This window comes from Brevundimonas sp. EAKA, from assembly GCF_000698025.1.
In the GTDB taxonomy this organism is placed as follows: domain Bacteria; phylum Pseudomonadota; class Alphaproteobacteria; order Caulobacterales; family Caulobacteraceae; genus Brevundimonas; species Brevundimonas mediterranea_A.
Genome location: NZ_JMQR01000225.1, coordinates 1 through 2,257, shown reverse-complemented (window position 1 = coordinate 2,257; position 2,257 = coordinate 1). Strand labels below are relative to the sequence as shown.

3 protein-coding genes are annotated in these 2,257 nt (G+C 70.0%); all 3 read right to left on the bottom strand.

The annotated features are described in order from the left end of the window. Positions 1-68: 68 nt before the first annotated feature. Genes hisF through hisH form a run of 3 tightly spaced genes read right to left on the bottom strand, consistent with a single transcriptional unit; the run spans position 69 to position 2,207 of the window. A complete protein-coding gene (gene hisF, locus ER13_RS17050; RefSeq protein ID WP_035311253.1) occupies positions 69-836 on the bottom strand; it encodes an imidazole glycerol phosphate synthase subunit HisF in 768 nt (255 codons plus the stop codon). Positions 837-867: 31 nt separating this feature from the next. Next, positions 868-1,599 carry a 1-(5-phosphoribosyl)-5-[(5-phosphoribosylamino)methylideneamino]imidazole-4-carboxamide isomerase gene (gene hisA, locus ER13_RS17045; RefSeq protein WP_035311250.1) on the bottom strand — a complete coding sequence of 244 codons (732 nt, stop codon included), beginning with the start codon at positions 1,597-1,599 and terminating at the stop codon, positions 868-870. Continuing rightward, entirely contained in the window at positions 1,593-2,207 is a 615-nt protein-coding gene (gene hisH / locus ER13_RS17040) for an imidazole glycerol phosphate synthase subunit HisH (RefSeq protein ID WP_035311248.1), read from the bottom strand. The genes hisA and hisH overlap by 7 nt, the downstream gene beginning before the upstream one ends. Positions 2,208-2,257 lie beyond the last annotated feature (50 nt).

Here is a 2,257-nt window from a genome sequence, read left to right as displayed (position 1 = left end):
CCCTCCACCACCGCGCAAGAGGCGCGGCGGTCCCCCTCCCCCAGAGGGGGAGGATTGCGGGTCAGGAATCATATCCGCATCTCCAGGCCTTCGCCCGCCAGATAGGCCTTGAGGTCCGGGATGGCGATGGCGCCGGTGTGGAAGACGCTGGCGGCCAGGGCGCCGGAGACGTCCGACTGTTCGAACACGGCCTTGAAATGCTCGGGCGCGCCGGCGCCGCCCGAGGCGATCAGGGGGATGGTCAGGCGCGCGCGGGCGGCGGACAGCTGTTCGATGTCGTAGCCTTTGCGCACCCCGTCCTGGTCGATGCAGTTCAGCACGATCTCGCCGGCGCCCAGGCCCTGCGCCTCGTCCAGCCAGTCCAGGGTGCGCTTGCCGGCGCGGCGGCGCGCGTCGGGATCGCCGGTGTATTTGTGGACCACCCATTCGCCGTCCTCCAGACGACTGTCGACGCCGACGACGACGCACTGCCCGCCCAGGCGGGCGGCCATTTCGGCGATCAGTTCCGGGCGTTCCAGGGCGGGGGAGTTGATCGACACCTTGTCCGCGCCGTGGTCCAGGCAGCGGGCGGCCTGATCGACGCTGCGGATGCCGCCGGCGACGCAGAAGGGGATGTCCAGCAGCCGGGCGATGTCCTTGATCCAGCCATAGTCCAGGGTCCGGCCCTCGGGGCTGGCGGTGATGTCGTAGAAGACCAGTTCGTCGGCGCCCGCGTCGCGGTATCGGGCGGCCAGCTCCGCCGCGTCGCCCATGTCGGCGTGGCCGACGAACTTCACGCCCTTGACCACCCGGCCGTCCTTGACGTCCAGGCAGGGGATTATGCGCCGGGCGGTCATTGGACCGCCCTCCTGGCTGAAGACTGGGCCGTCATGCCGCCGTCGCTATGGCGTCGGGCAGGGTGAAGCGGTTCTCGTAAAGGGCGCGGCCGACGATGGCGCCGTTGCAGCCCAGCGACTTGACCGCCGCGATGTCGTCCAGCGACGAGACCCCGCCCGAGGCCTGGAGCACCAGGTCCGGGCGACGGCGGCGGATTTCGGCCAGAAGCTCCAGATTGGGGCCGGTCATGGCGCCGTCACGGCCGACGTCTGTGACCAGCAGGTGTTTGGCCGTTCCCTTGGGATAGCGGTCCAGCGCCTCCCACAGGGTGACGCCCGACGACTGGGTCCAGCCCTTTAAGGCGGGCACGGGCACGCCGTCCTCGATCTTGACGTCGAGGGCCAGGGTGATGTGCTCGGCGCCGAACCCCTTCAGCCAGGCGGCGACATCATTCGGCTGGGTCACCGCCAGCGAACCGACGACGACGCGCGAGACGCCCGAATCCAGCAGTTTGGCGACGTCGTTGGCGCTGCGAACCCCGCCGCCGGACTGGATCTTGACGTCGATGGCCTTTGTCAGTTCGCCGATCAGGGCGTGCTGCACGGCTTCGCCGGCCTCTGCGCCGTCCAGATCGACGACGTGGATCCATTCCGCCCCCTCTGCGGCGAAGGCGCTCAGACGGGTGGCCGGCTGTTCGTCATAGCGGGTCACCTGGTCGAACTTGCCGTGCATCAGGCGCACGCAGACGCCGTCCTTCAAGTCGATGGCGGGATAGATCAGCATGATGGATCCTCGGGCAAGCCCAGGAAGTTCCTGAGGATGGTCGCACCGGCCTCGGCCGAGCGTTCGGGGTGGAACTGGCAGCCCCAGCGGTTGGCGGTGCGGACCACGGCGGGGACCGGGCCGCCATAGTCGGCGCGGGCCAGGGTGGCGGGGCCGTCAGGACAGACATAGCTATGGACGAAATAGGCGTAGGCGCCGTCGGCGACCCCCTCCAGCAGCGGGTCGTCGCGGTCGCGCGTCAGCCGGCTCCAGCCCATGTGCGGCACGGGCAGGGGGCCCGCCGGCTCCAGCCGGGACACGGCGCCGGGGATGAAGCCCAGCAGGTCGACGGCCTCGCTCTCCTGGCTGGTTTCGAACAGCAGTTGCTGGCCCAGGCAGACGCCCAGCAGGGGGCGAGGGAAGGCGCGGATCGGCTCGATCAGGCCCAGTTCGGACAGGCGGGCCATGGCGTAACCGGCCGCGCCGACGCCGGGCAGGATGACCCGTTCGGCCTCGGCGATCACGGCGGGATCGTCGGTCAGGCGCACGGTCGCGCCCAGACGCTCGAGCGCGAACTGGACCGAGGCGATATTGCCGGCGCCATAGGCGATGACGGCGACTTCGGTCATGCGATCCTCCCCCCTTGGGGGAGGGGGACCGCGCGTAGCGTGGTGGAGGG